The 25,374-nt window shown below is 63.3% G+C and carries 25 protein-coding genes; 16 read left to right on the top strand and 9 right to left on the bottom strand.

The genetic code is table 11. The annotated features are described in order from the left end of the window. The first annotated feature begins 258 nt into the window (after nt 1-258). Nucleotides 259-1,053 (top strand): helix-turn-helix domain-containing protein, encoded by a 795-nt coding sequence (locus BMX92_RS07960; RefSeq protein WP_093014877.1) that lies wholly within the window; start codon nt 259-261, stop codon nt 1,051-1,053. A gap of 15 nt (nt 1,054-1,068) precedes the next feature. Here the strand turns inward: BMX92_RS07960 and BMX92_RS07955 are convergent, their stop codons facing one another. Both BMX92_RS07955 and BMX92_RS07950 read right to left on the bottom strand, forming a co-directional pair. Further along, complete coding sequence (locus tag BMX92_RS07955; RefSeq protein ID WP_093014553.1) at nt 1,069-1,515, bottom strand: NfeD family protein; 447 nt, start codon at nt 1,513-1,515, stop codon at nt 1,069-1,071. A gap of 154 nt (nt 1,516-1,669) precedes the next feature. Next, nucleotides 1,670-2,644 (bottom strand): SPFH domain-containing protein, encoded by a 975-nt coding sequence (locus BMX92_RS07950; protein WP_093014549.1) that lies wholly within the window; start codon nt 2,642-2,644, stop codon nt 1,670-1,672. A gap of 99 nt (nt 2,645-2,743) precedes the next feature. On the opposite strand from BMX92_RS07950, the gene BMX92_RS07945 reads away from it, so the two are divergent. The 3 genes from BMX92_RS07945 (at nt 2,744) to BMX92_RS07935 (ending at nt 8,335) form a co-directional block, all read left to right on the top strand. Further along, the gene (locus BMX92_RS07945; RefSeq protein WP_093014546.1) at nt 2,744-3,559 is read left to right on the top strand and encodes an HpcH/HpaI aldolase/citrate lyase family protein; all 816 of its coding nucleotides are present in this window, start codon (nt 2,744-2,746) and stop codon (nt 3,557-3,559) included. 206 nt (nt 3,560-3,765) lie between these two features. Further along, nucleotides 3,766-6,690 (top strand): TonB-dependent receptor plug domain-containing protein, encoded by a 2,925-nt coding sequence (locus BMX92_RS07940; protein ID WP_256213312.1) that lies wholly within the window; start codon nt 3,766-3,768, stop codon nt 6,688-6,690. 412 nt (nt 6,691-7,102) lie between these two features. Next, nucleotides 7,103-8,335: an MBL fold metallo-hydrolase gene (locus BMX92_RS07935; RefSeq protein ID WP_093014543.1), complete on the top strand. Its 1,233-nt coding sequence runs from the start codon at nt 7,103-7,105 to the stop codon at nt 8,333-8,335. Between the two features lie 9 nt (nt 8,336-8,344). Here the strand turns inward: BMX92_RS07935 and BMX92_RS07930 are convergent, their stop codons facing one another. Beyond that, nucleotides 8,345-8,860, bottom strand: a complete 516-nt coding sequence (locus tag BMX92_RS07930) for a DUF3617 family protein (RefSeq protein WP_093014540.1) — start codon at nt 8,858-8,860, stop codon at nt 8,345-8,347. A 379-nt stretch (nt 8,861-9,239) separates the two neighbouring features. On the opposite strand from BMX92_RS07930, the gene BMX92_RS07925 reads away from it, so the two are divergent. Next, on the top strand, nt 9,240-10,457 hold the full coding sequence (locus BMX92_RS07925) for an acyltransferase family protein (RefSeq protein ID WP_143066742.1): 1,218 nt from the start codon (nt 9,240-9,242) through the stop codon (nt 10,455-10,457). 209 nt (nt 10,458-10,666) lie between these two features. Here BMX92_RS07925 and BMX92_RS07920 read toward each other — a convergent pair whose 3' ends face one another. From BMX92_RS07920 to BMX92_RS07910, 3 genes are all read right to left on the bottom strand, one after another. After that, on the bottom strand, nt 10,667-11,173 hold the full coding sequence (locus tag BMX92_RS07920; protein ID WP_093014533.1) for a DUF3617 domain-containing protein: 507 nt from the start codon (nt 11,171-11,173) through the stop codon (nt 10,667-10,669). Between the two features lie 87 nt (nt 11,174-11,260). After that, nucleotides 11,261-11,572, bottom strand: a complete 312-nt coding sequence (locus BMX92_RS07915; protein WP_093014530.1) for an HNH endonuclease — start codon at nt 11,570-11,572, stop codon at nt 11,261-11,263. A 12-nt stretch (nt 11,573-11,584) separates the two neighbouring features. Beyond that, a complete protein-coding gene (locus tag BMX92_RS07910; RefSeq protein ID WP_093014871.1) occupies nt 11,585-12,139 on the bottom strand; it encodes a DUF3617 domain-containing protein in 555 nt (184 codons plus the stop codon). 144 nt (nt 12,140-12,283) lie between these two features. Between BMX92_RS07910 and BMX92_RS07905 the strand changes: the two genes are divergently transcribed. The 6 genes from BMX92_RS07905 to BMX92_RS07885 all read left to right on the top strand — a co-directional run bounded on the left by BMX92_RS07905 (nt 12,284) and on the right by BMX92_RS07885 (nt 16,875). Further along, complete coding sequence (locus BMX92_RS07905; protein WP_093014527.1) at nt 12,284-13,255, top strand: LysM peptidoglycan-binding domain-containing protein; 972 nt, start codon at nt 12,284-12,286, stop codon at nt 13,253-13,255. Next, nucleotides 13,242-13,676, top strand: coding sequence for a hypothetical protein (locus BMX92_RS07900; RefSeq protein WP_093014524.1), 435 nt, complete (start codon nt 13,242-13,244; stop codon nt 13,674-13,676). The genes BMX92_RS07905 and BMX92_RS07900 overlap by 14 nt, the downstream gene beginning before the upstream one ends. A 50-nt stretch (nt 13,677-13,726) precedes the next feature. Continuing rightward, entirely contained in the window at nt 13,727-15,910 is a 2,184-nt protein-coding gene (uvrB, locus tag BMX92_RS07895; RefSeq protein ID WP_093014521.1) for an excinuclease ABC subunit UvrB, read from the top strand. Nucleotides 15,911-16,063: 153 nt separating this feature from the next. Beyond that, complete coding sequence (locus tag BMX92_RS26885; protein ID WP_143066741.1) at nt 16,064-16,243, top strand: hypothetical protein; 180 nt, start codon at nt 16,064-16,066, stop codon at nt 16,241-16,243. A gap of 162 nt (nt 16,244-16,405) precedes the next feature. Next, nucleotides 16,406-16,657, top strand: a complete 252-nt coding sequence (locus BMX92_RS07890) for a type II toxin-antitoxin system HicA family toxin (RefSeq protein WP_093014518.1) — start codon at nt 16,406-16,408, stop codon at nt 16,655-16,657. Beyond that, a complete protein-coding gene (locus tag BMX92_RS07885) occupies nt 16,654-16,875 on the top strand; it encodes a type II toxin-antitoxin system HicB family antitoxin (protein ID WP_093014515.1) in 222 nt (73 codons plus the stop codon). The genes BMX92_RS07890 and BMX92_RS07885 overlap by 4 nt, the downstream gene beginning before the upstream one ends. A gap of 6 nt (nt 16,876-16,881) precedes the next feature. On the opposite strand, the gene BMX92_RS07880 is transcribed toward BMX92_RS07885, so the two are convergent. Genes BMX92_RS07880 through pip form a run of 3 tightly spaced genes read right to left on the bottom strand, consistent with a single transcriptional unit; the run spans nt 16,882 to nt 18,643 of the window. Continuing rightward, the gene (locus BMX92_RS07880) at nt 16,882-17,241 is read right to left on the bottom strand and encodes a hypothetical protein (protein ID WP_093014513.1); all 360 of its coding nucleotides are present in this window, start codon (nt 17,239-17,241) and stop codon (nt 16,882-16,884) included. A gap of 28 nt (nt 17,242-17,269) precedes the next feature. Beyond that, nucleotides 17,270-17,680 (bottom strand): membrane protease subunit, encoded by a 411-nt coding sequence (locus tag BMX92_RS07875; RefSeq protein WP_256213311.1) that lies wholly within the window; start codon nt 17,678-17,680, stop codon nt 17,270-17,272. Nucleotides 17,681-17,701: 21 nt separating this feature from the next. Next, on the bottom strand, nt 17,702-18,643 hold the full coding sequence (gene pip, locus BMX92_RS07870) for a prolyl aminopeptidase (protein WP_093014507.1): 942 nt from the start codon (nt 18,641-18,643) through the stop codon (nt 17,702-17,704). A gap of 56 nt (nt 18,644-18,699) precedes the next feature. Between pip and BMX92_RS07865 the strand changes: the two genes are divergently transcribed. The 5 genes from BMX92_RS07865 to BMX92_RS07840 all read left to right on the top strand — a co-directional run bounded on the left by BMX92_RS07865 (nt 18,700) and on the right by BMX92_RS07840 (nt 25,309). Next, nucleotides 18,700-19,866, top strand: a complete 1,167-nt coding sequence (locus tag BMX92_RS07865) for a nucleoside hydrolase (protein ID WP_256213310.1) — start codon at nt 18,700-18,702, stop codon at nt 19,864-19,866. Between the two features lie 50 nt (nt 19,867-19,916). Continuing rightward, complete coding sequence (locus tag BMX92_RS07860; RefSeq protein ID WP_093014501.1) at nt 19,917-20,672, top strand: class I SAM-dependent methyltransferase; 756 nt, start codon at nt 19,917-19,919, stop codon at nt 20,670-20,672. Between the two features lie 298 nt (nt 20,673-20,970). Beyond that, nucleotides 20,971-21,675: a 2OG-Fe(II) oxygenase gene (locus BMX92_RS07855; protein ID WP_093014498.1), complete on the top strand. Its 705-nt coding sequence runs from the start codon at nt 20,971-20,973 to the stop codon at nt 21,673-21,675. Nucleotides 21,676-21,952: 277 nt separating this feature from the next. Continuing rightward, nucleotides 21,953-24,808, top strand: a complete 2,856-nt coding sequence (locus tag BMX92_RS27300) for a TonB-dependent receptor (protein ID WP_177184961.1) — start codon at nt 21,953-21,955, stop codon at nt 24,806-24,808. A gap of 75 nt (nt 24,809-24,883) precedes the next feature. Next, nucleotides 24,884-25,309 carry a response regulator gene (locus tag BMX92_RS07840; RefSeq protein ID WP_093014869.1) on the top strand — a complete coding sequence of 142 codons (426 nt, stop codon included), beginning with the start codon at nt 24,884-24,886 and terminating at the stop codon, nt 25,307-25,309. Nucleotides 25,310-25,374: the final 65 nt, after the last annotated feature.

The following is a 25,374-nucleotide window of genomic DNA, read 5'->3' as shown; positions in this document are numbered from 1 at the left end:
CGACATGTTTCGACATGCAGTCAATCTATCGGAAATTCATGGATCGCATCATGTTGTTGGAACCATAATGAATGTTTTTAGGAAATATTAAGGGCGCCGACATCTTTCCGTACTGATAGACACCGAGACTCTTTTCGGAATGCCGTGAAGCAGACCGGTTGAGATGGCTGCATCATGAAGCTGGCGCGCCCGCCCCTGCCCGCAGGTACGAATTTTTTGGGGTGGCTGATCGGTGCGGGCGAACCTAGACCCGGACCCATGACCATGCCGGTGAATATCGATCCTGGAGTGCTGACCGAGAGGGAGAAGCAGACGCTGCGGCTGATGTGTCGGGGGCATGACGCGAAATCGATCGCGCGGAGCCTGGGCCTGTCGGTGCATACGATCAACGAGCGGCTCCGTGACGCGCGGCGCAAGTTGGCGGTGTCGAGCAGCCGGGAGGCGGCCCGGCTGCTGCTGGAGGCGGAAGGGGGCGTTGCGGCTTTTGCGACCCCCGAAATATTGGGGGACGATAATGTAGGGGACAGGCAAATCGGGGAAGACCCGCCTGCCCCCAAGGCGGATGAGGACAGCGCGCCGGTCAGCGGCGCGGGGCGGATGCAAGGCCGCCTCTGGACCCTCAGCGGAGTATTGATCATGACGCTTTCCCTTGGCCTGCTGGCCCTCGCCGCCCTGCCCCAGAGCGCGCCACCGTCAGCCGCTCCCGTCGCCACGCAGGCGGTCGCCGAAACCGAGGTGACGGAAAAGGCTCGGCAGTTTCTGATATTGCTGGATCAGGCGCACTGGGCCGACGCCTATCAACAGACCGGCCCGGCCTTTCGCAAGCTGAACAGCCAGAAATTGTGGACCGATGTGTCGGAAAAGGTGCGGGCGCCGCTGGGCACGGCGCTGTCGCGGACGCTGATCAGCCAGCAGAATCTGCCGGCGCCGCCCGATGGCTATGAAGTGGTGAAATTCCGCACCAGCTTCGCCAGCAAGCCGGACGCGGTGGAGACCGTCTCGCTGGAGCATGCGAAGGGCGGTTGGGTGGTGGTGGCCGTGCTGGTGGAGTGAGTGGAAGGAATGCGCTCAGGCGCTTTCCACTTTGAGCACCGTACCCTCGACGCCCATGATGCGGACCCTTGCGCCGACAGGGGCGTCCGGGCCGGTGGCGCTCCAGACGCTGTCGCCGACCCTGACCCGGCCTTCGCCGCCGCTGATCGGCTCCACCACCGTCACCGTCTGGCCGATCAGCCGGGCGGTGCGGTCGTTGAGCAGGGGATCGGCGGAGGCGACGGGGTTATCCACATACCAGCGGCGGCCGGCATAGACGGCGAGGATGCTGAGCGCGGCGAAGAGCAGCAGTTGCGCGGGCAGGCCGATCGGAAGCGCCAGCGCGGCAAGGCCGGTCAGCGCCGCCGCGACCGCGATCCAGATCAGGAAGACACCGGGCATCAGCACTTCCGCTATGCCCAGCAGCGCGGCGAAGACGAGCCAGGCCCAATGGTCGTGCAGCAGGGTGAGGAAGGCGGTCATGGGTGGGTGGTCCGGGCTATGTGCTCACCTGCGCCGGATGGTAGAGGGTTGCGTCTGTCCGTTCCCCGGCGAAGGCCGGGGTCCAGATCGGTGGTCGTAACTGGGCCCCGGCCTTCGCCGGGGAACGGGTTGGGGGATATGTTGCGCATCCCCATCATCCCTGGCTTTGGCCGAAGGGGCCGCGGCGGGGGGCGGATGGGGCCGGCGGGGTGGGGGTGCCGTCGGTGCCCAGCGCGTCCTTTGCCAGTTGGCCGATGCCGCCCAGCGTGCCGATCAACTGGGTCGCCTCGACCGGGAAGAGGATGGTCTTGGCATTGGGGGACGTGGCGAAGGCGGCGACGGCTTCGGTATATTTTTGCGCGATGAAGTAGTTGAGCGCCTGCGGATTGCCCTCCGATATCGCCTGCGACACCATCTGCGTCGCCTTGGCTTCGGCCTCGGCTTCGCGTTCGCGGGCTTCGGCGTCGCGGAAGGCGGCTTCGCGGCGGCCTTCCGCCTCCAATATCTGCGATTGCTTCTGCCCTTCGGCGCGCAAAATTTCGGCGGCGCGCGCGCCTTCCGCGTCCAGAATATTGGCGCGCTTTTCGCGCTCCGCCTTCATCTGGCGGCCCATGGCGTTGACGATGTCGGCGGGCGGACGGATGTCCTTCAGCTCCACGCGGGTGATCTTGATGCCCCAGGCGTTGGTGGCGTGATCGACCACGGAGAGCAGACGGGCGTTGATCTCGTCACGTTTCGAGAGGGTTTCGTCCAGGTCCAGCGACCCCATCACCGTGCGCAGGTTGGTGGTGGCAAGCTGCATGATGGCGACATAGAGTTCGGACACTTCATAGGCGGCCTTGGCCGGGTCCAGCACCTGAAAGAAGACCACGCCGTCGACCGACACCATGGCATTATCCTTGGTGATGATTTCCTGCCCCGGAATGTCGACGACCTGCTCCATCATGTTGATCTTGCGACCCACGGCATAGAAGAAGGCGGGGTAGAAATTGAGGCCGGGCTTGGCGACTTCGGTGAAACGGCCGAAGCGTTCGATCGTATATTGATAGCCCTGCCGCACCACCTTCACGCTGACGGCGAGGTAGAAGAGGACGAGGCCGGTCAGCGTGAGTGCGAAAGTGGTGAGCATGGTCCGATCTCTCCCCAGGTGATGGGTTGGATTATGCGCGCTAATCTTTAACGGGGAAAGGCAAACCCGTTATATGGCCCGCCCGAGGAGAGAATATTCATGCTGCTGCGCCACGCCCGTTCGCTGCTGTTCCTGCCCGCGTCCAACGCCCGCGCCATCGCCAAGGCGCGCACCCTGCCCTGCGACATGGTGATACTGGATCTGGAGGATGCGGTGCCCGACGACGCCAAGGAAACGGCGCGCGACGGGGCGATCGAAGCGCTGGGCGAAGGCTTTGGCGGGCGGCTGAGCGCGGTGCGGATCAATGTGGAGGGGACGCCCTGGCACGGGGTGGAGATGATCGCGGTCAAGGCGTCGGGCGCACATTATGTGGTGCTGCCCAAGGTGGAGCATCCCAAGCAGGTCAAGGATGTGTTCAGCGTGTGCCACAAGCCGGTGATCGCGATGATCGAGAGCGCGCGCGGCGTGCTGGCGGCGCCGGCGATCGCGGCGGGGGAAGGCTGCGCCGGGCTGTTCATGGGCAATAATGATCTGCGCAAGGATCTGGGCATTCCGCCGTCGGCCGGGCGGGCGGGCCTGTCCCTCGCCATGCAGTCGGTGGTGCTGGCCGCGCGGGCGGCGGGGATCGCGGTGTTCGACGGCGTGTTCAACCGGCTGGACGATGCTGCGGGGCTGGAGGCGGAATGCGCCGAGGGCCATGCGCTGGGCTTTGACGGCAAGACGCTGATCCACCCGGCGCAGGTGACGGTGGCCAATCAGATATTCGGCCCGGATGCGCAGGCGGTGGCGGACGCCCGCCGCCTGATCGAGGCGGCGACCGGCGGGGCCGAGCGGTTCGAGGGCCGGATGATCGAGACGATGCATGTCGAGGAAGCGCAGGCGCTGATCGCGCGGGCCGAGGCTGTCGGCGAATAAGATATATTGAAAGGGGCCAGTCTGCCCGTGCGCAGCCTGATGCGCGCGGGGGCAGGCCGCGCCCATGTTGCGGCTTTGCTACATGTCGCAATAAATGCGCTACACTTGGCGGGCGTTCGTCGCAGATTCATTGACTTGGCGTGCTTTCCTGAGATTTTTTCGCTTATTCCGCTCCGTCGAGAGCCGCGAAGAAACAGGGGTATAGCATGATCAACCGCACCGCTTTTGCGCGGACCCTCTTGGCCGCAAGCGCCCTTTCCACCCTGACTGCCCTGCCCGCCATGGCGCAGCAATCCGCCGGCGCGGATGATAGCGACACGATCGTCGTCACCGGCAGCCGCATCCAGCGCAGCGACTATAATATCGCCAACCCGCTGGTGACGGTGACGGCCGAGACGCTGGAGCAGGCGGGCAACGTCCAGATCATTGATACGCTGGCGCAGAATCCGGCGCTGATCAATTCGCTGGGCGGCGCGCGGACGTCGGGGTCCAACAGCGATTTCGGCGCGGTCGGCGTAGCGCTGCTCGACCTGCGCGGGCTGGGTGACAACCGGACGCTGGTGCTGGTCAACGGCCGCCGCCATGTGGCGAGCCTGTCCGGATCGGCGGCGGTCGACATCAACACCATTCCCAACGACCTGATCGAGGGCGTAGACGTGCTGACCGGCGGCGCATCGGCCATTTACGGCGCGGACGGCGTGTCGGGCGTGGTCAATTTCCGCCTGATGCGCAATTTCGACGGCTTCAAGGCGAGCGGACAGGTGGGGATTTCCAGCCGGGGCGATGCCGGACAGCGCTATGGGTCGCTGACCTATGGCAAGAATTTCAGCGACGGGCGCGGCAATATCGCCCTGTCCTACGAGTTCCGCGAACAGGACCGCCTCAGCAGCTTCAACCGCAGCCGCACCGGCAATCCGCTCAACACTTATGGCATCGTGCGCGATCCGGCGGACATTCCTGACGATCCGAACGTGCCCGACCGCCGGCCGTTCAACAATCTGCGCTATGCCGACAGTTCGCTGGGCGGCGCGATCGACGTCGATTTCGACGGCATTCCGGACTTTACCGGCGAGGGCAAGGTCTATGATCGCGGCCTGCTGCTGCCCTCTTCGGGCGGCCTGACGCAGGGCGGCGACAGCACGCCGCTGGCGGGCTATCAGGGCGATCTGCAAGCCTATAACCGGGTGCATAATTTCAACCTGCTGTCGCATTATGATTTCAGCGATGCGTTGAAATTCTTCTTCGAAGCCAAATATGTGAAGAACAAGACCTTCACATTGGCGCAGCCGTCCTTCGACTTCTTCACCTATCTGTCGCCGGACAATGCCTATTTGCAGGACCAGTTCGGCGATCTGGCGCCGGACGGCGCGCTGGTGTCGCGCGACAATTTCGACATGGGCGTGCGCGGCGAAAAGAACAACCGCGAGACGATGCGCTTCGTCGGCGGGTTCGAAGGCGCGATTTCCGATCATGCGCGCTATGAACTGTCCTATACGTTCGGCCAGACCAAGTCGAAGGTGCTGCTGACCGACTATCGCATCGGCGACCGCTACTGGGCGGCGATCGACGCGGTGCGCGATCCGGCGACGGGCCAGATCGTGTGCCGGTCTACGCTGGACCCGACGGGCAATATCAATCCCGACAATTATGATGCGCCGGCCACCACCTTCACGCCGGGCGCAGGCAGCGGGTGCCGTCCGCTCAACATGCTGGGCAACGGATCGCCCAGCCAGGCGGCGCTCGACTGGGTCAATGCGGACGTCATGAACCGCGCCAAGATCCAGCAGCATGTCGTGTCGGGATCGATCTCCGGCGATTTTGGCCAGTTTTTCGAACTGCCCGGCGGCCCGATCGGCTTCGCGATCGGCGGCGAATATCGCAAGGAAAAGAGCAGCTTCGTCCCCGACGAACTGTTGCAGCAGGGCGCCCTGGCCGACTTCTCGCTCCAGTTGCCGGAAAAGGGCAGCTTCGACGTGAAGGAAATCTTCGGCGAATTGTCGGTGCCGGTGCTGAAGGAAGTACCCTTCGCCTATGCGTTGTCGTTCGGCGCGGCGGTGCGCCTGTCGGATTATTCGACGGTCGGCAAGACCACGACCTGGAAGGTGGACGGCACCTATGCGCCGATCCCCGACATCACCTTCCGCGCTACATTGTCCGAAGCGGTGCGAGCGCCCAACATCACCGAATTGTTCGCGCCGCGTAACGGCGGCTTCTCGTTCATCGGCGATCCGTGCGATCCGGTCTATATCGGCGAGGGCACGCAATATCGCGCCGCCAATTGCCAGGCGGCCCTGACCGCTGCCGGTCTGACGCCGGAACAGATCGCAGCCTTCAACCCCGAAAATGATCCGACGGCAACAGTCAGCCTCCCGGGCAATTCGGGCGGCAACCGCAATCTGCAGGAAGAAACGGCACGGACCTGGACGGCGGGCACCGTATTGCGCCCGCGCTTCATTCCGGGCCTGATCGCGTCGTTCGACTGGTATGACATCAAGATCAAGAATGCGATCAGCACGCCGACAGCCGAAGAGCTGGCCGGCCTGTGTGTCGACCAGCCGACGCTGGACAATGTCTATTGCCAGAATATCACGCGCGCCACCGGCACCGGCTATATCGCAGGTTACTTCGTCCAGCCGCAAAATGTCGCCAATTTCAAGACTGCCGGCGCCGACATGAAGCTGAACTACAGCTTCAATACCGCCAAGGCGGGGGCGTTCAGCATCTCGCTGGTCGGCGGTTATCTCGACAAGTTGCAGTTCATTGCGACGCCGGGCGCCGAGGTTAATGTCGATCGTGAAGAGCCGTATTTCCCCAAGTGGAACGTGACCGGCGACATTACGTGGAAGCTGGACAAGCTGACGGTCAACTATGGCGTAAGCTGGTTCAGCAAGACCCGCCGCTACACCACCGAGCAGACCGACGCTAATCCCGACATCGCAGCGCCGGAATATCTCTGGTACAAGGAAAAGTGGCAGCACGACCTGTACGTCGCCTATGACGTGGACGAGCGGTTCCGTTTCTATGTCGGCGCGAACAACCTGTTCGACCAGCAGCCCTCGATCGCGTCGAGCAACTATCCGGTCAGCTATGTCGGCCGCTATATGTATGCGGGCGCCAAGATCACGATGTAAGTCGGCTTGATTGCCGCACCGGCTCCACTTCGATGGAATGCCGGTGCGGCGCAGGCGCGCTGCTTAACGTATCTTTCCTGATCAGAAACACGTCTTGCTGAACTTGTTTCAGCATCCATTTATCCACATGCGCCGAAGCATGCGGAGGCATGATCGATAGTCATGAAGTCGATCGCCGCCGCCTGACCTGATGCTGTGGCACGATGGATGCTGAAACAAGTTCAGCATGACGATAGTGGTGATAGCTGGGCGTATACGATAGCTGTTCGGTCAGACAGACCGGACGAAGGGGGCGGTTTTCCGTCCCCTTTTTCATGGGTTGCGCCCCTGCCCCGCCCCCGGCCCCAACCCCAACCCTTGCCGTGTCGCCGATCCGCGCTATGTCCGCCCATGGCATCTTTCGGGAGTGGGCATGGGTCGCCTTTTCAGCATCAATGTTTTCGCGGTGATAAGGGGCGCGGGCGTGGCGCTGCTGTTCCTTGTCATCACGCTGTGCCTGACGATCACCATATTGCCGCCCTTTCTGGACCGGATCTATTATCAGGGGCCGGTCAGCCGCCATTTTGACGGCGCGCATTTCCACAATCCCGATGGCGTGATCGATATGCCCGCGCCGCCGGGCGCCAGCCGGCAGGGCTTCATCGCGCGCTGGCTGCTGGGCAATGACGACCGGCCGCCCTGGCCGGAGGCGATCGCGGTCAAGCCGGCGCGCCCGGCCCCCTTTGCCGCGCCGCGCGGCATGGTGGCCACATGGGTCGGCCATGCGACCGTGCTGGTGCAGGCGGCGGGGCTCAACATCCTGACCGATCCGATCTGGTCCGACTATGCCAGCCCGCTGCCGCCGCTGGGGCCGAAACGGGTCGCGCGGCCGGGCATCCGCTTCGACGACCTGCCGAAGATCGACCTGATCGTGCTGAGCCATAATCATTATGACCATATGGACCTGCCGACATTGAAGCGGCTGTGGGCGCGGGACCGGCCCAGGATCGTCACCAGTCTGGGCAATGACGCGATCCTGAAGGCCAACGGGATTCCGGCGACGGCGCTGGACTGGGGCCAGTCGGTCAGCGGCGCGGCGCTCAACGGACTTGCCCCGCAGGCGGTGATCCAGTGCGGCAATTATGAACATTGCCCCGATTATCAGGTGCATGTGACCCGCAACCATCATTGGGGCAGCCGGTGGGGCACCGACCGCAACCGGGCGCTGTGGTCCAGTTTCGTGATCGGGACGCGGGCGGGGAATATCTTCTTCGCCGGGGATACCGGCGCGGGCGACATGGCCTGGCCCTATGACGCGGCGCGCTATGGCCCGATCCGGCTGGCGCTGATCCCGATCGGCGCCTTCCGCTTCTGGCCGGGGCAGATGCAGTCGGACGCGCATATCGGCCCGGCGCAGGCGGTGGAGGTGTTCAAACGGCTGGGCGCTTCGACCGCGATCCCGATCCATTGGGGCACGTTCCGCCTGTCCTACGAACAATGGGACACGCCGCCCCGGATGCTGGAGCAATATCTGCGCTGCGAGGGGATAGAGCGAAAGCGCTTCGCCCCGTTGCGGGTGGGGCAGTCGCTGCTGGTGCCGACCGTCAGCCCGGTGCCGATCGGGCCGAAACGGTGCGACGAACGGGCGATCCGGGCGCTGGAATAGGAAAGCCGATCAGCAGTCGCCGATCCGTTCGAGGGTGCGGCGCAGGCGCAGGACCGCGCTGTGGCTGGCGCCGGAGGGTTCGGGAATGCGCAGGATGCTTTGAATGTCGAGGCGCAGATAGGTGGCGCCGACCATCCCCTCCGCCCGGACGGTCGGGGTCGCCTGTGCGCCGTTCACCGCCTGCGGGGCGCAGCGGGCCAGGCCGGTCAGGGTGGCGCCGTCCTGCGTCCACTGCTCCATCGTGCATTCGGGCAGTTGGGCGCGCAGCAGGCGGGTAGCTTCGTCGGCATCACGCACGCGCGGTTCGGTGCATAGCTCCTTTGTCCGCGCGCCCTTTTCCATGTCGGCGCGCAGGCTGGCGGGGAGCTCCTCCAGCGGCACGGAGAGGTCATCGATGGTGACGCCGATCGCGCGGCTCTCGTCGCGCCAGCGGCCAAGGCGCGGCACATTGGCGGGATCGTCCACCGGCGGCGGCGCGCAGGACGCCAGCATCGCCGTTAAGCCCATGATCCCGATCCGCCGCATCGCCCGCCCCCTATTTCCGGGGTGATAGCGTAGCGGCGGGCGGTTATCGCAGGCCTAACGCACACCGGCTTTTCGGCAATGGCTTGAAGCAGAGATGCTTATTTTTGGAAGCTGGGGGCTTTAGGCCGTGTGGACAGATTCAACGCCCGCCGAATGGCCGGGATGGGTGGACAACGGACCGACCGCTTTTGATGGGCAACCAAGGGATGCTCACCACCCAAAGTGCATCGAGTTGAATCATCGATCGGAAGTAATCTGCCGCTTATGCACGCAGCCGCCATCGGCAATGATCTATCAAGATTTTGCAAATCGCTTTGGCAGCCGTTATCACTTATAATAAATGGTTTCATAAGTGGAAAAGCTGGCTAGGGAGAGGATCATGCGGATAGGCTATTCCGGATCAACGGCTTCTTGGACTTCTGGTTTTAAGCAGCGCTCCGCCCGCCTGGAGAGAGCGGAAACTAATCCAGCGAGGTACTACCAACCCGAACTTGACGTCCTCCGACTCATCGCATTCCTGTTCGTATTCATCACTCATCGCAACGATCTGGCTCCGATAAATTCGGTAGTGCATCCCTTTTACCACGCCTTCACCATGACAGGCGTCTATGGTGTGCCGGTCTTTTTCCTACTGAGCGCGTTCCTCATCAGCGAGTTGCTTCAGCGCGAACGTTCTGCCACCGGCCGTATCGATGCCAAGGCTTTCTACATCCGGCGGATGCTGCGGATCTGGCCCTTATATTTTCTCGTATTCTTCGGCCTTGCGTTGATCGGCTGGCTGTTTCTGCCCGGAGCGGGCGTCGACACGACCGGCAAGGTCATCGCCTTCATGGCCTTCGCCGGTAACTGGTACATCACGTTTAACGGCTGGATCGAGTATCCCGTCAATCCGATGTGGAGCCTGTCGGTTGAGGAGCAGTTCTACATCGCGATCCCGTTCCTCGCGATGTTGGGACGACGAGCGCTGGTTATCGTGAACGTCGCCGTCCTGGTCGTCGCCTATGCGGTGATCGTCTGGTACGCTTCGAGCTTCACGCCGACGTCCGAATTCAGCGGGCTGTGGACCAACAGCTTCGTTCAGTTCCAGTTCTTCGCAGGTGGCATGCTGTTATCGCTCGGTCTACGCGGCTGGCGCCCGGATTGGTCGATGCCGGTCCGCGTAGCGCTGTTCGCGGCGGCGATCGGCATGTGGCTCGTCGCCTTCCTTGTCTTCGGGATCAAGGCCGACTGGCCACGTTCCACCATCGCGCAGAGCTTGGCGGGCTGGCCGCTAATTCTGGGCGGCGCTTCGTTGATGCTGGTGAGCATGCTCGGCATGCCAGCGCGCTACCTGCCGCGTCCGCTCATGTACCTCGGGCGCATCTCCTACGGCATGTACCTGATCCACATCTTCTTCTTCTGGATCGTGTACGACAAGGCGCGGCCGTGGCTCAGTCACGTCACCGAGTTGGCCGGCGTGCCCGGCTGGCGGGACAACATCGGCATGGCGCTGGCTTTCGCAGCGACGGTTACCGTCGCGGGTCTGCTCTACCGCTACTATGAGACGCCATTTCTGAAGCTGAAGCGGCGGTTCACGACAATACCGTCCCGTGACTAAAGCGGCGGTGATGATAAACGGCTGCTTTCATTGACTCAGATCGCTGCCATAAGCGGCTGTACGTGGTCGTTTTCAGACCGTTCGAATCTGTCCACGCGGCCTTGCCTGAATCCTCATTGCGAGCGCAGCGAAGCAATCTACTGGCGTACCCATGGATTGCTTCGCTGCGCTCGCAATGACGGGATAGGCATCACAGCCCTCCTCAAAACTCAGCCCGGCTTGGGGCAATCGCCCAGGCGGCGGCCGGTCAGGTCGTGGGTGGTGCGCAGCACCGGCTTGCCGCCTTCCGTCTTCGTCATGGTGGTGCCGAGTGTCAGCGTGTCCGCGCCATAATTGCCCTCGATCACGATTTCGGACGTGCCCGCGCCCGCCGTGCAGGCCAGCGTCGCGATCAGGCGGCCCTTGCGCACCAATTTGTCCTTGAAGGTGCAGGCCGTGCCCTCCTGCCCGGCCAGCGCATCGGCGGCGGGGACGCCCTGCGCATCGACCGCGATGCACAGCTTCTGCGTGGCGACCTGCTTGAGCGCTTCCTGATATTGGGCCGGGGTGACGGTGGGGGTGTTGTAGCCGGTGGTCTTGCGGACCAGTTCCCACTCGCCGGCCTGCATCTGCACCGGCGCTTCCTCCGCCTGGGGCGCGGGGGCCGGATCGCTGCCGCAGGCGGCCAGACCAAAGACAAAGCCGACCGGCAGCGCCGCCAGCATGATCGTTCGCATATCCTCTCCCCTGTTCTCGTCTCGGAACAGGGCGGAGGCTCTACCGGCGGCGGCCAAAGCGCAAGCGGAAATGATGAGGCGGCGATTTTATCGGCGGCGGCGGGTAGGCGCGTGGAAATCGGCCGGCTTGTCGGCGATCCAGAGGAGGAAGCGGGCGATGTCGGGATGGGCGCGCAGGGCCTCAGGATCGGCGAAGGCGCGCGCCAGATCGGCATTGGACAGGGTCGCATGGATGGTGCGGTGGCAGATCGGATGGACCGGCACGGTGTCCCGCCCGCCCCGGCTTTTGGGCCGGGGGTGATGCCTCTCCACGCGCCGCCCCAGCGGACGGGCGCAGAGCCAGCAGGCGGGCTCTTTCGCTCTGGCCGCTACCCCGTCATCCGCCACGTCCTCAGCCATGGCATGGGCGCATCAATGCTGCTCTGCGCAGTCCGGGCCGATCCATTTGCCTTCGGAGCGGGCGGTCATCGCCATGGTCATGCCCTGCGCGCCGCCCTCCATCTTCATGTCCATGTCCATGGTGAAGTTTTCGGGCGCATAGGTGCCGGACATGGCGGCGTTCATGACGCCATTTTGCGCCTTGCACGATACCTGCCCCTTCACCTTGCCGGCTTTCGCCTCGAACCCGCCATAGGTGCAGTCCTTATTCTCCTGCCCGGCGAACATTTCGCCGCTGGGATTGGCGGCCTGTTCGGGCGTGATGCAATATTTGTAGGCGCTCTGGTTCATCAGGCTCTTCATATGCTCCTCCACGCCGGCGGGCGCCTGGGGCATGTCGATATCCTGCACGGTGAAGCGGCCTTCCCACTGGCCGGGCTTGAGCTGAACCTTGTCCACCTGCTCCTTCACCGCCTGTTTGCTCATCGCGTCGGTGGCGGCGATGTCGCCCGCCTTGTCGCCCGGCTTGTCATTGCAGGCGGAAAGTCCTGCCGCCAGCAGCGCCAGCATCCCCATTGTCCGACGCATCTTCATCCTCCCTGTGTTCTGGCCCGTTACCGAACATAACGCTGCCGTGCGCCGGTTCAATGACATGGCACAAATGGGATAAATGTTCTTGATTTGTTCTTAGCGATATGATAGCGGGATGCGGAAACTTTGGGGGGAGTTTGCATGCAGCGCATGACGACGGGAGAACTTACCGCTTTTAGCCTCTATCTTCGGACCGGGCGCCGTGTCGTGCCGCCCGCGATCGAAGTGAAGTTCAACCCCTGGCATGACGAAGAGAATGGCCGCTTCACCTTTGCCGGGCAGGGACGCTATTTCGGGGCCGGTGGCAGCGGGGGAACGAGCGGATCAAAAGATGATCGGGACGAGGATGGACTTCCCGATCGCAGCCGCAATCGCGTGGATCATCCGGACAATCATATAATCCATGTCGTGCAGCCAGGGGACTCGCTCTCCCGCCTCGCGGCGCGGCGGAAGGGACTGACGGCGCGGGGCCTGGCATGGCTTAACGGGCAGTCGGTCGATCAACCGCTGAAGATCGGGCAGCCGATCAAGCTGCCGAACCAGGCCTATCTGGACGCGGGACGGGACGCGAAGAACAGGTTTCTCGACCTTGCTCATTATATGGAGCGGCATGGCGGGAAGCTGCCGCCCAATAGCGCCAAGCCGCCGACGCTCGAAAGCCAGATTCTCGATGCAGACTGGAAGCGGGAGACGAAGAATGGCTATGATTTCCATATCGATGTCGCCGCGCGCGGTCGGAAGATATTTGGCTCTTTGTCTCTGGCGGAGAAGGTCGCGCGCTCCCGCCGCAATCAGGCCGAAGCGGGCAAACCCGATCGCTTGGTCAGCGATGATGGCGGCCATTTTATCGCTGCTCGCTTCAATGGCCCCCGCGACAGCTTCAACCATTTCGCCCAGGATGCAAGTTTCAACCGGGGCGCCTATCGTGTCATGGAAGATGGGTGGGCCAGGGAATTGCGTACCGGGCACAAAGTGTTCGTCGTCATCGAACCACTTTACCATGGAACGTCAAAACGCCCCTACCAACTCAATGTCAGTTGGGAAGTCGACGGCAAAAAGCGCAGTCACAAATTCCCCAACGAAGCGAAAGGCAAAACCAGTGGAAAAAGATAAGTTCGATATATTGGGGCCGCTCTTCAACGAGATCGGCGTCGAACTGGTCGATATCGTCGGCGGCGAGCCTGATGGCATTTTTCTTTATGTAGAGATTGGAGAAGGCTGGATCAGCCCTAATGTCTTCAAGGACGAGGGGAGGCAAATCCGATATCTCGACGACAACGAAACGCTTTCCGATCTTCTTTGGGAAGCCTGGTATGCCGAGTCCGAGGAAGGCGGAATCAAGCGCTGGTCAATTCTGGAATATGAGATCAAGGGCGGAAAGTTCGAGGTCAGCTTCCGATATCCCGACGAGGTAAACGTTGAAACCTATGATGAGGGCGACAAGCGCCGTGGCAACGCTCTGCGCGCGCGGTTCGGGGACAAGCCGGTCGTTTACCCGCCCATGCCCGAGGGCGCTTTCGAGTTGAAACCCTGACCCGTTCCGACGCCGATTGCGTCCCGGCCCAAAGACCCCATATTGCCCCCATGTCGATTCAGATCCGCACCACGCTCGATGAACCGGAAACCGGCGCAGGCTTCGTGCCCCATCGCCCCGCGCGCCCTGAAAAGAGCGAGGGCGGCCGGCCCTTCACGCTGGTCAGCGACTATGAACCGTCGGGCGACCAGCGTACCGCGATCCCCGAACTGGTGGAGCAGGCGCTGGCCGGGGAGAAGGATCAGGTGCTGCTGGGCGTCACCGGATCGGGCAAGACCTTCACCATGGCCAAGGTGATCGAGGCGTTGCAGCGGCCCGCGCTGATCCTGGCGCCGAACAAGATTCTCGCGGCGCAGTTGTACGGGGAGTTTAAGAGCTTCTTCCCCGACAATGCGGTCGAATATTTCGTCAGCTATTACGACTATTATCAGCCCGAAGCCTATGTCGCGCGGTCGGACACCTATATCGAGAAGGAGTCGAGCGTAAACGAAAGCATCGACCGGATGCGCCATTCGGCCACCCGCGCGCTGCTGGAGCGGGACGATGTGATCATCGTCGCGTCGGTATCCTGCCTGTACGGTATCGGCTCGGTCGAAACCTATTCGGCCATGACCTTCAGCATGAAGAAGGGCGGGATCGAGGACCAGCGGGAGATCATCCGCAAGCTGGTGGCGCTCCAGTATAAGCGCAACGATGCGGGTTTCGCGCGCGGCAATTTCCGCGTGAAGGGCGACAATCTGGAGATTTTCCCGTCGCACTATGAGGACACGGCCTGGCGCATCAGTTTCTTCGGCAACGAGATTGAGGAGATTGTCGAGTTCGATCCGCTCTCCGGCAAGAAGGTCGCGAGCCTCGACTATGTGAAGGTCTTCCCCAATTCGCACCATGTGACGCCGGGGCCGACGCTGAAACAGGCGATGGAGGCGATCCGGTTCGAGATGGTCGAGCGGCTGAAGGAGCTGGAGAACGAAGGCAAGCTGCTGGAAGCGCAGCGGCTGGAGCAGCGCACCAATTTCGACCTGGAGATGATCGCGGCGACAGGCAGCTGCGCGGGGATCGAGAATTACAGCCGCTTCCTGACCGGCCGCCTGCCGGGCGAGCCGCCGCCGACCCTGTTCGAATATCTGCCCGAAAATGCGATGCTGTTCGTGGACGAAAGCCACCAGACCGTGCCGCAGATTGGCGCGATGGCGCGGGGCGACCATCGGCGCAAGATTACGCTCGCCGAATATGGGTTCCGTTTGCCGAGTTGCATCGACAACCGGCCGCTGCGCTTCAACGAGTGGGATGCGATGCGGCCGCAGACGGTCAGCGTGTCCGCGACGCCCGGCCCGTGGGAGATGGAGCAGACCGGTGGCGTGTTCAGCGAACAGGTGATCCGTCCCACGGGGCTGATCGATCCCCCGGTCGAGATCAAGCCGGTGGAGGATCAGGTCGACGATCTGATCAACGAATGCCGCAAGGTCGCGGCGCAGGGATACCGCACGCTCGTCACCACGCTGACCAAGCGGATGGCGGAGGATCTGACCGAGTTCATGCATGAGGCGGGGATCAAGGTCCGCTACATGCATAGCGACGTCGAGACGCTGGAGCGGATCGAGCTGATCCGCGATTTGCGGCTGGGCGTCTATGACGTGCTGATCGGCATCAACCTGCTGCGCGAGGGGCTGGATATCCCGGAATGCGGGCTGGTGGCGATTTTGGACGCGGACAAGGAAGGCTTTTTGCGGTCGGAAACATCGCTGATCCAGACGATCGGCCGCGCGGCGCGCAATGTGGAAGGGCGCGTGATCCTCTATGCCGACCGGATTACCGGGAGCATGGAGCGGGCGCTCAACGAAACGTCACGGCGGCGGGAGAAGCAGGAAGCCTATAATCTGGAACATGGCATCACGCCGACCACGATCAAGCGCAATATCGGCGACATCATCGCCCATGTGTCGAGCAAGGATCAGGTGACGGTCGAGACCGGGCTGGAGGATCGCCCGCATCTCGTCGGCCATAATCTGCGCGCCTATATCGAGGATCTGGAAAAGAAGATGCGCGCGGCGGCGGCGGACCTGGAGTTCGAGGAAGCCGGGCGGATTCGCGACGAAATCCGCAAGCTGGAAGCGGAGGAACTAGGCCTGCCGCACGAACAGCAGGTCGCGGCGCCGAGGGGCCGTGCGACGGAGGGGAAGCCGGGGACAAGGAAGGGGCGGTTCGGGAAGACGACGCGAAAATTTGGGCGGTAGGCATTAGCCATGTCAAAGAAAATTCATCTAAGTCATTGAACAATAACAACAAATATAACTATTGACGCAAATGTCATTTCAACATAATGTCGAATTTGTAGGAATTCGCTCGAGAATATTGATTCGGTTATTTTGGCGTGTTATGATCGCGCCATGACCGATGCTGACCCTTTGCCGAAACCCGTTCTCGCTTTCTTGAAGAAAGACGTTGCCCAACTCACACCCTATGAGCGCTGGGACGCTTTCTGCTGGCTTCAAGCAAATCTGCCTGATCTTTGGATCGCCATAACCGGCGATGCGGTGGACCCAACCATCTCGGCATGGCGAAATTGATTGCCAGATAATCTGTGCCTTCGCCGACCCGGAAACGACAAATGCTTGGCGCGACTTGCGCAGCCTCAAGCTCGTTTCCATTGCGGAAGAAAACCCGTGATCGATTTCGCTACAACCGAAATCGATCTGGCTCAGCCTCACTACTACGGCGAGGCATAAATTATGGTCAAACCCGCCAAATTGCTCGAACGCCTCTTGCAGGGCCAGCGTTCGCTCTCCTTCCGCGACCTTGAGCGCCTGCTCCGCTCCCTTGGGCTCGAACTGGATCGCACCACCGGCAGCCATCGCCAATATGTGCATCCCAAAGTGCCGCGCTCCTTCCCGGTCCAGCCCGACGGGAAGGACGCAAAGCGCTATCAAATCCGGGAATTGCTTGAACTGGTGGAAGCCTACGGCCTATATATCGAAGAATGAACGAGCCGCATTATCACATCAACCTCTTCTGGTCCGCTGAGGACGAGTGCTGGATTGCGGATGTGCCGGATCTCAAGCCCTGCTCTGCTCATGGCAGCACGCGCGCAGAAGCCATCGCCAACATCAATGATGCGATCGAAGGCTGGCTGGCAGTCGCGCATGAGCGGGGCTTCCCCATCCCCGAAGCGCGCTATCGCCCGGCAATCTACGCCGCCTGACTCCCCTCAATAGGTCCGGCTCGTCACTTTCGCGGTGCCGTCGGGGAGGATTTCGATCAGGTGGGCGCTGTCATTATTGCACTGCGCCTTCCAGCCCTTCACGCCCGGCCGGATTTCCGCGCGCTCTGAGCCCGTGACCGAGGGGCAGGCGACGCCCGACGCCTTGATCGCCTTTTCCAGCACGCCGTTGCGCAGGTCCGGGTCCAGCTTTGCCACCTGTGCGGCGGCGCCGGTGTCGGGCTGGTCGACATGGGACGCAGGGGTGTCGCTTTCACCGCCGCCGCAGGAAGCGAGGCACAGGGAGATTGGCAACAGGATCGCAATTCGCACGTCTTTTCCTCCGTCATGATGGGACGCTCCGGCCATCAACCAAGGCCGGGCGCGAAATGATCCGTCAATTGCCCGGTGCGGGCGCGCGAGACGTCAGCCGACCGCTTTCCAGCAGCGGCAGGCCGCCTTCGGTCGGCACATAGATGAGGCTGGCTTCCTTCGAATCGATCGCCTGAATCTGAAGATAGCGCAGATAGCCGTCGGGACCGCCCAGACTGTCCTGAAGAATGCGGTTGGCGCGCGCGGCGCCTTCGGCCCGGACGACTTCGGCGTCAGCCAGCATCTTGGCGCTTTCCAGCCGGGCCTTGGCCTCCAGCACCGCGATCTGGCGGGACGATTGCGCCTCCGCCAGGGCGGCGCGGCCATCCTGTTCCTTGCTGTAGACCTTATAGGTCGGGCAGCCCCACAGCACCCCCGACAATGTCAGGGCAAAGAGCAGGATGATCCCCAGCATCCCGGTTCCGGTTATGCGCATGCTTCAGCCCTCCCCCGTTGTTTAGTCGGCAAATCCATCCGTCGTGCGGATGAGCGCGTCCAATATGCCCGGTTCATTATAGGCGTGGCCCGCGCCCTCGATCATCTCGAAACGGGCCTGCGGCCATGCGCGGTGCAGCGCCCAGGCACTTTCGGCCGGGCAGGCCATGTCGTAGCGGCCCTGCACGATGACGCCGGGAATGCCCGCCAGCTTGCCCGCGTCGCGGATCAGCTGGCCGTCCTCCAGCCAGCCGCCATGGACGAAATAATGATTTTCGATTCTAGCGAAGGCGAGCGCGAAATCATCCGCATCATGGGTGGCGGACAGGGCCGGATCGGGCAGCAGGCGGATCGTTTCCCCTTCCCACACGCTCCAGGCGCGGGCGGCGGCGATCCGGGCGGCGCGATCGTCGCCAGTCAGGATGCGGCGATAGGCGGCGACCATGTCGCCCCGCTCCTCCTCCCGGATCGGGGCGACGAAGCGTTCCCATTTGTCGGGATAGATGCGGCTGGCGCCATGCTGATAATACCAGTCGATCTCGCTCTGGCGGATGGTGAAGATGCCGCGCAGCACCAGTTCCGTCACGCGGTCGACATGGGTCTGGGCATAGGCCAGCGCCAGTGTCGATCCCCAGCTGCCGCCGAAGACCAGCCACTTATCCACAGCCATCATCTCGCGCAGCCGCTCTATGTCGGCGACCAGATGCCAGGTCGTGTTGGCCTCCAGATCGGCGTGCGGGGTCGATCGGCCGCAGCCGCGCTGGTCGAACAGCAGTATGTCATAGCGGGCCGGATCGAACAGCCGGCGATGATCGGGCGAAATGCCCCCGCCCGGCCCGCCATGCAGGAAGACGGCCGGCTTGGCGCCCGGCGTGCCGGCGCGTTCCCAGTAGATATTGTGGCCATCCCCGACATCCAGATGACCGGTGGCATAGGGGGTGATGGGGGGATAGAGACTGTGCATGGTCCCGTCCTAACAGGCGGCGAGGCGATGCGAAATGGGGGTGTGGCGCGATGCGGATGATGGCGATGATGCTGGGCGTGCTGGCATGGGCGATGAGCGTGCAGGCGGCGGAGGCGAAGCCGGGCACGTCCTTGTCCGGAAAGCGGCTGGTGATCATCGACGATGATGTGATCGGCCTGAACGGCGTGCCGCTGTTGTTGCTGCAAAGCCCGGATGTGGCGGTGCTGGGCATCACCACCACCAGCGGATCAGTGTGGCGCGACACGGCGACCGCCTATGCGCTGCGCACGCTGGAGATCATCGGGCGGACCGACGTGCCGGTGGTGCCGGGCGCGACCTTCCCCCTGATCAACAGCGCGGAGGCGACCAAGCGCTGGGAGGGGCAATATGGTCGGCTGATATTCAAGGGGCCGTGGACCGATTACTGGCCGGGCGACACGATTCAGGATCATCCGGGATCGAGCGATCCGACGAAGGTGCCGGACCTGCCGATCGGCAATCCGAGCCGCAAGCCCAGCGCGGAAATCGCCGCCGCCTTCCTGCTGCGGATGGTGAAGGCGCATCCGGGCGAGATCACCCTGTTCGCGACCGGACCGATGACCAATATCGCCATCGCCCAGAGCATGGACCCCAGCTTTGCCGCCAATGTGAAGGAAATCCTCTATATGGGCGGCAGCCTGGCGCCGCATCAGGCGTTGCAGGGCGCGTCGGCCGAGCAGTTTGCGCGCGAATTCGTCAATTCGCCCCGGCGCGAGTTCAATATTCGCTGGGATCCCGAGGCCGCGAGAATCTTCGCCCACGCGCCCTGGCAGAAGATCAGCATGATCCCGGTCGATCCGTCCACCGGCACGCAATGGACGCGGGCTTTCCTGGACGGGCTGAAACCGGCGGGAACGGCGCTGACCGACGCGCTGCAAAATGGCCCGCAGCCGGGCTTTCCGATGTGGGACGAGATAGCCGCGATGGCATGGCTGAACCCGGAGATCGTGACGAAGGACGAGACATTGTGGATCGATTTCGAGACGAGCCAGACGGCGGCTTATGGCGATACATTGTCCTGGGGTGAAGCCTATCGCCCGCATCTGGGCGAGCAGGCGCAGCGGGTGATCCTGTCGGTCGACCGGGCGAAGATGGAGGCGGCGATGGCGGCGCTGTACAGGCGACCGGTGAGCGCTTCGAGCAACGGCGGGAAGATATCGACCGGCGCCAAAGCGCGCCGTTGAACCGGGCGCGCGACGGGCGCATGGTCGCGCTTCCTTGCAGGAGGGGTATCATGCGCCTGATCGTTGCACTTGCCGTTACGGGACTGGCCATCGCCAGCCCGATCGCTGCTTTCGCCAGGGCGGATTATGCCGCCGCGATCGCCGATCCCAAACGTCCGGCCGAGGCGCGGGACCTGGATGCCAGCCGCAAGCCGGCCGAGACGCTGCGATTTCTGGGCCTGAAGCCCGGCATGAAGGCGGCCGACATCATGACCGGTTCGGGCTATTGGGCGGAGATCATGGCGGATGTGGTCGGGCCCAAAGGCAAGGTCGCGGGGTTCGAACCCAGCCAATTTTATGCCAGCGAAGAGGAAAAGCCCAAATGGGCGGCGCTGGTCGCGCGGCGGCCGGAGGTGGCGTGGCTGCGCTATCCGTTCGAGGCGTTCGCAGCGCCGACCGACAGTTTCGACTTCACCATCATCAATATGAGCTATCACGACCTCTACTGGCAGTCGGACAAATATAGCATCCCGCGCACCGATCCGGCCGCGTTCGTAAAGATGCTCTATGCCGCAACGAAGCCGGGCGGGATCGTGGGGATCATCGACCATGTCGGCGCGCCGGGCGACACGCGGGCGATCGTCGACGCGCTGCACCGGATCGATCCGGCGGTGGTGAAGGCGGATTTCGAAAGCGCCGGTTTCGTGCTGGAGGGGCAAAGCGCGTTGCTGGCCAATCCGGCGGACGATCATGGCAAGCTGGTGTTCGATCCGGCGGTGCGGGGGAAGACGGACCGGTTTCTGTTCCGGTTCAGGAAGCGGAAATAGAAGCAAAGACCGTCATGCTGAACTTGTTTAGCTTCGCTGCCCTGCGGGTCAGCATCCATCAGGCCACAAGTTAAGGTGGAGAGCAGGCGCGCAACCAAGTCCGTAAGCAACTCGTCTTTGACAGTGCAGCACATGGTGCGAAATGGATGCTGAAACAAGTTCAGCATGACCAAGGGTGGAGAGAGGGCGCGTCAAGGGGATAGCCCCCTCCACCCCTCGCTTCGCGAGCGTCGAAGCGAGGCACGTGACTCGCGTCGACCCTCCCCGTGCCGGGGACGATTTGACCGCAAGGCGCGGGATGACCGTGGCGGCCCCGTCCGCCATGCCGCTGCCCATGGACCTGACCGATCTCGACCGCCATGGCGCTGCGCGCCTGCCTGCCCTTTTGTCGCCTGACCAGTGCGCCGCGATCGTCGCGCTGTGGGATGATCCCGCCGCCTTTCGCAAGGAGGTGGTGATGGCGCGGCATGGCTATGGCCGGGGGCGCTATCGCTATTTCGCTTATCCATTGCCGGAGCCGGTCGCGGCGTTGCGGGCGGCGCTGTGGCCCGTACTGGCGGCGCAGGCCAATCGCTGGGCAGCGTTGCTGGGGAGCTGCGATATCTATCCGGCGCGCCATGCCGATTTCCTCGATCGCTGCGCGCTGGGCGGGCAGGACAAGGCGACGCCGCTGTTGCTGCGCTATGAGGCGGGCGACTGGAATGCGCTGCATCAGGATGTCTATGGCCCGCATATCTTTCCCTTGCAGGCGGCGGTGCTGCTGTCGCAGCCGGAGCGGGATTTCAGCGGCGGCGCCTTCGTCCTGACCGAGCAGCGGCCCCGGATGCAGTCCCGCCCCGAAGTCGTGCCGCTGGCGCAGGGCGATGCCATGGTCTTCCCGGTGCGCGACCGGCCGGTCATGGGCACGCGCGGCGTTCACAAGGTGCAGATGCGCCATGGCGTCAGCCGGTTGTTGTCGGGCGTGCGCTATACGCTGGGCCTGATTTTTCACGACGCCGCATGAGAGTCTTTGAAAATGCGCGAAAGGGCGCATTTTAGCCCCGCACCGGCCCGCACCCCCACCCGACCACCCATAGAATACTGCCGTTGGGTGGTCGGGTGGGTTCAAACGAGTCACGTGCCTCGTTTGAAGGGCCGGTGCGGAATTATAAAAATCAGCCAGCCCCCGTTCAGCCGACCCATTACATTTTGCGACAAATTTGTCCGGCAAATGCCAGAATCTTGCGACAAGTGGCAGCTAGACAAATAGGGGTTCCGGTCTGTTCTGTGGGGGTATTTTCGTGCGTCGATCCGCATCTGTCATTCTGTTGCCGTTTTTGCTGGGCGTCGCGCCCGGCGCATTGATGGCGCAGGAGCAGCCGCAGCGCGGCGGCGCCGTCCAGCATATGGACGAAAATGAGGGCGAGGAGATCGTCGTCACCGGACAGGTCCAGCGCGGATCGGTGATCGGCGATATCCAGCCCGAACAGCAATTGTCGCCCGCCGATGTGCGCGCGCTGGGCGTTGCTTCCATTTCCGAACTGATCACCGAATTGTCGCCGCAGACCAATGGCACGCCGGTCATCCTGCTGAACGGCAAACGGATTTCCAGCTTCTCGGAAATTCAGGACTTGCCGACCGAGGCGATCCAGCGGGTCGACATATTGCCCGAACAGGTCGCCCTTTCCTATGACTATGCGCCCACGCAGAAGGTGGTGAATATCGTACTGCGTGAACGGTTCCGCGCGGAGACGGGGCAGGCGAAGCTGGGCACAACCACGCAGGGCGGCCGCGAAAATGGGGAGGTGGAAGCGGGGATATTGCGCATTCAGGGCGACAATCGCTTCACGCTGAACCTGGAATATAGCCGCGCGGCGCATCTGCTGGAGAGCCAGCGCGGCATCACCTCCACCGCCGCCAGCCGCCCCTATTCGCTGGGCGGCAATGTCACCGCGACCAGCCAGGGCGGCGAGATCGATCCCGCCTTGTCGGCGCTGGCCGGGCAGACGGTGACGGTCGCCAGCGTGCCGGGCAGCGCCGCCACCGGTGCGCCGACGCTGGCCGATTTCACCGCCGGGGCGAATGTGACCGATGTCAGCGACATCACCCGCTATCGCACGCTCAGCCCGTCGACCGAGAATTTCTCCGCCAACGCCACGCTGGCCCGCGCGCTGGGCGGCGTTTCCGCGACGATCAACGGGCGGCTGGAATTGTCGGACAGCGATTCGTTGCAGGGCCTGTCGCAGGCGGCGTTGAACCTGCCGGCGGGCAATCCCTTCTCGCCCTTCGCCAATGACGTGACGCTCTATCGCTATCTGGCGCAGGGCGGCGCGCTGGGGCAGAGCATCCGGGGCACCACCGGCCATCTGGGGCTGACGCTGAACGGGCGGCTGGGCGGCAGCTGGCAATGGTCCTTCACCGGCAATGGCGACCTGTCGATCACCCGCACCCGCACCGATCGCGGTGTCGATAGCGGCGCCATTCAGGCGGCGCTCGACGCGGGCGACGCCGGGGTCAATCCCTATGGCAGCTTCTCGTCCGGGCTGCTCTCCACCCGGCTGACCGACAGCGCGCGGGCCAGGAGCCAGGCGGTGCAGGGCGACCTGCTGATCAGCGGCGCGCTGTTCGAACTGCCGGCCGGCAAGGTGATGACGTCGATCCGCGTCGGCGCGTCTGCCAATGACTTCAGCAGCCGGTCGGTGCGGTCGGGCGTGGAAAGCGGCACCGACTATGATCGCCAGATCGGCAGCGGCCAGATCAGCCTGGACGTGCCGCTGACCAGCCGGTCGAAGGATGTGCTGGGCGCGGTCGGCGACATCGGCGTCAACCTGAACGCCGCCGCGCAGCGCTATTCGGATTTCGGCACGCTCTCGACTTTGGGCTATGGCCTGCGCTGGCAGCCGGTGAAGGCGGTGCAGATTTTGGTGTCCGCCAATCAGGATCGCGCCGCGCCGACCGGCACGCAGCTGACCGATCCGCTGATTTCCACGCCCAATGTCTCCGTATTCGACTATGCGACCGGGCAGAGCGTGTTCGTCACCCAATTGTCGGGCGGCAATGCGACACTGAAGGAAAGCGTGCGCGACCAGTTCCGCCTGAGCGCCACGGTTAAGCCGTTCGAGAAGCCGAACCTGACGCTGACCGCCACCTATCTCAATAGCCGGACCAGCAATCCCATTTCCGCCTTCCCTTCGCCCACGCCGGCGATCGAGGCGGCCTTCCCGCAGCGCTTCGCGCGCGACGAAGATGGCAATCTGCTCCAGATCGATTCCCGGCCGATCAACTTCCTGCGGTCGCAGAGCGAACAATTGCGCTGGGGCTTCGACCTGTCCTTCCAGCTGAAATCGCATATCCAGAAGGTGATCGAGGCGTGGCGCGCGGCGGGTTCCAAGCCGGAGGACCGGCCCAAGGAACTGAACGATATGCGCGCCGCCTTCCAGCGCAACCGGCAACCGGGACAGGAAGGCGGGCCTCCGCCGGGTGGGGCGCCGGGCGGTGGCGGCAACAATGCCGGTCCCGGTGGCCCCGGCGGTGGCGGCAACAATGCCGGTCCCGGTGGCCCCGGCGGTGGTGGCCAGCGTGGGCCGGGCGGCGGCGGATTCCGCAGCGGTCCCGGTGGACAGGGCGGCGGGCGGCTGAGCTTCAGCGTCTATCATACCTGGCATTTCACCGAGAATATCCTGATCGCGCCGGGCGTGGCGCCGCTCAACCTGCTGGACGGGGACGCCACCGGATCGTCGGGCGGCCAGCCCCGGCATGAGGTGGAGGCCCGGGTCGGCTATATGAATAATGGCATCGGTGCGCGACTGGGCATCGACTGGGAAAGCGGCACCCATGTCGATGGCGCGCTGAGCGGCACGAGCAGCGGCAGTTCGCGCCTGAACTTCGGCAGTCTGGCGACCGCGAACCTGCGCATCTTCGCCAATCTGGGGCAGATGCCCAATCTGGTGAAGACTGTGCCATTCCTGCGCGGATCGCGGCTGTCGATCGGCATCGACAATATCTTCAACGAGCGGCGTGAGGTGACGGACGCCACCGGAGCGACCCCGCTGCGCTATCAGCCGGGCTATCTGGACCCGCTGGGCCGGACCGTGTCGATCAGCTTCCGCAAGCTGTTCTTCGGCATGCCCGGCGCGGGCAACGGGCCGCGTAGTTAAATTCCGATTAGGCACAGCTAAAGCCTGTCGTTCCCCGACCGTTATGAGGATGCGTAACGGTTGGGGAAGATGAAGATGAAGCCTGTCAGAATCGTGGTGGTCGATGATTCGCTCACCATCCGCGCGATGATCGAAACATTGCTGGAGCGCGACCGCCGGATCGAGGTGGTGGGCATCGCCCGCAATGGCGAGGAAGCATTGGACATGATCCGGCTGGAAAAGCCCGATGTCGTGACGCTGGACATCGCCATGCCCGGCAAGGATGGCATGGCCATATTGGACGAGATCATGGCGATCGACCCCTGCCCCGTCATCATGCTGTCCAGCCTGATGCGCGACGGCGCGCCGATCGCCGCCGAGGCGATGGACCGGGGGGCCGCCGCCTGTTTCAACAAGGCGATGATCGTGCGCGAAGCCAAGCGCTTCGTCAGCCTGATCCGCGAAGTCGGACGCGGGCTGGCGCCGGATATCGCACAGGATCAGGTCGCTATCGCCGCCTGATCAGCTAGCGCGGGATGACTTCACATTGAATCGTCATTGCTTCGCTCCGCTCGCAATGACGGCGT

Origin of the sequence: Sphingobium sp. YR768, assembly GCF_900111125.1 — a bacterium.
GTDB lineage: Bacteria > Pseudomonadota > Alphaproteobacteria > Sphingomonadales > Sphingomonadaceae > Sphingobium.
Note: the sequence above shows the minus strand (reverse complement) of the source record. Positions and strands in the feature narration are given on the sequence as shown.

Excerpts from the sequence above, each read along its gene's own strand:
- BMX92_RS07960 (WP_093014877.1), top strand. The coding sequence starts at position 259 with ATGACCATGCCGGTGAATATCGATCCTGGAGTGCTGACCGAGAGGGAG.
- BMX92_RS07955 (WP_093014553.1), bottom strand. The coding sequence starts at position 1,515 with ATGACCGCCTTCCTCACCCTGCTGCACGACCATTGGGCCTGGCTCGTC.
- BMX92_RS07950 (WP_093014549.1), bottom strand. The coding sequence starts at position 2,644 with ATGCTCACCACTTTCGCACTCACGCTGACCGGCCTCGTCCTCTTCTAC.
- BMX92_RS07945 (WP_093014546.1), top strand. The coding sequence starts at position 2,744 with ATGCTGCTGCGCCACGCCCGTTCGCTGCTGTTCCTGCCCGCGTCCAAC.
- BMX92_RS07940 (WP_256213312.1), top strand. The coding sequence starts at position 3,766 with ATGATCAACCGCACCGCTTTTGCGCGGACCCTCTTGGCCGCAAGCGCC.
- BMX92_RS07935 (WP_093014543.1), top strand. The coding sequence starts at position 7,103 with ATGGGTCGCCTTTTCAGCATCAATGTTTTCGCGGTGATAAGGGGCGCG.
- BMX92_RS07930 (WP_093014540.1), bottom strand. The coding sequence starts at position 8,860 with ATGCGGCGGATCGGGATCATGGGCTTAACGGCGATGCTGGCGTCCTGC.
- BMX92_RS07925 (WP_143066742.1), top strand. The coding sequence starts at position 9,240 with ATGCGGATAGGCTATTCCGGATCAACGGCTTCTTGGACTTCTGGTTTT.
- BMX92_RS07920 (WP_093014533.1), bottom strand. The coding sequence starts at position 11,173 with ATGCGAACGATCATGCTGGCGGCGCTGCCGGTCGGCTTTGTCTTTGGT.
- BMX92_RS07915 (WP_093014530.1), bottom strand. The coding sequence starts at position 11,572 with ATGGCTGAGGACGTGGCGGATGACGGGGTAGCGGCCAGAGCGAAAGAG.
- BMX92_RS07910 (WP_093014871.1), bottom strand. The coding sequence starts at position 12,139 with ATGCGTCGGACAATGGGGATGCTGGCGCTGCTGGCGGCAGGACTTTCC.
- BMX92_RS07905 (WP_093014527.1), top strand. The coding sequence starts at position 12,284 with ATGCAGCGCATGACGACGGGAGAACTTACCGCTTTTAGCCTCTATCTT.
- uvrB (WP_093014521.1), top strand. The coding sequence starts at position 13,727 with ATGTCGATTCAGATCCGCACCACGCTCGATGAACCGGAAACCGGCGCA.
- BMX92_RS26885 (WP_143066741.1), top strand. The coding sequence starts at position 16,064 with ATGACCGATGCTGACCCTTTGCCGAAACCCGTTCTCGCTTTCTTGAAG.
- BMX92_RS07890 (WP_093014518.1), top strand. The coding sequence starts at position 16,406 with ATGGTCAAACCCGCCAAATTGCTCGAACGCCTCTTGCAGGGCCAGCGT.
- BMX92_RS07885 (WP_093014515.1), top strand. The coding sequence starts at position 16,654 with ATGAACGAGCCGCATTATCACATCAACCTCTTCTGGTCCGCTGAGGAC.
- BMX92_RS07880 (WP_093014513.1), bottom strand. The coding sequence starts at position 17,241 with ATGGCCGGAGCGTCCCATCATGACGGAGGAAAAGACGTGCGAATTGCG.
- BMX92_RS07875 (WP_256213311.1), bottom strand. The coding sequence starts at position 17,680 with ATGCGCATAACCGGAACCGGGATGCTGGGGATCATCCTGCTCTTTGCC.
- pip (WP_093014507.1), bottom strand. The coding sequence starts at position 18,643 with ATGCACAGTCTCTATCCCCCCATCACCCCCTATGCCACCGGTCATCTG.
- BMX92_RS07865 (WP_256213310.1), top strand. The coding sequence starts at position 18,700 with ATGATGGCGATGATGCTGGGCGTGCTGGCATGGGCGATGAGCGTGCAG.
- BMX92_RS07860 (WP_093014501.1), top strand. The coding sequence starts at position 19,917 with ATGCGCCTGATCGTTGCACTTGCCGTTACGGGACTGGCCATCGCCAGC.
- BMX92_RS07855 (WP_093014498.1), top strand. The coding sequence starts at position 20,971 with ATGACCGTGGCGGCCCCGTCCGCCATGCCGCTGCCCATGGACCTGACC.
- BMX92_RS07840 (WP_093014869.1), top strand. The coding sequence starts at position 24,884 with ATGAAGCCTGTCAGAATCGTGGTGGTCGATGATTCGCTCACCATCCGC.